This window comes from Burkholderia sp. Se-20378 (genome assembly GCF_017104665.1).
GTDB classification, from domain to species: domain Bacteria; phylum Pseudomonadota; class Gammaproteobacteria; order Burkholderiales; family Burkholderiaceae; genus Burkholderia; species Burkholderia lata.
In genome coordinates, this window is record NZ_JAAGPG010001221.1 from 1 (window position 1) to 700 (window position 700).

Consider the following 700-nt stretch of genomic DNA (forward strand, 5'->3'; position numbering starts at 1 on the left):
AGCTATGACGACTCGCGTCCGCGCCGCGCAGGTGGCGAAGGCGGTGCACGCGCACCGTATCGCGACAACGCATCCGGCGAAGGCGCGAAGCGCAGCTTCGGCGACCGCCGTACGTCGTCCGATCGCCCGCCGCGCCGCGATGACGATGCTCGTCCGCGTCGCGCAGGTTCCAGTGAAGGCGGTGCCCGCGCGCCGTATCGCGACAACGCATCCGGCGAAGGCGCAAAGCGCAGCTTCGGCGACCGCCGCACGTCGTCCGATCGCCCGCCGAGCCGCGATGACGATGCACGTCCGCCTCGCGCGGGGTCCAGTAAAGGCGGCGCAGGGGCACCGTCGCGCGACACCGCATACGGCGAAGACGCGCAGCGAAGCGCAGGGCACCGGCGCACGCCGTCCGCGGACCCCCCGCCGCGCCGCGATGACGGTGTCCGCTCCCGTCGCGCAGGTTCCAGTGAAGGCGGTGCCCGCGCGCCGTATCGCGACAACGCATCCGGCGAAGGCGCGAAGCGCAGCTTCGGCGACCGCCGCACGTCGTCCGATCGCCCGCCGCGCCGCGATGACGATGCTCGTCCGCGTCGCGCAGGTTCCAGTAAAGGCGGCGCACGTGCACCGTATCGCGACAACGCATCCGGCGAAGGCGCGAAGCGCAGCTTCGGCGACCGCCGCACGTCGTCCGATCACCCGCCGCGCCGCAACGACG

Annotated in this window: 1 pseudogene; it reads left to right on the forward strand. The window is 73.0% G+C overall.

The features are described 5' to 3' along the window. Window positions 1–700: pseudogene (locus tag G3N93_RS41115) on the forward strand (pseudouridine synthase); the annotation flags it as partial.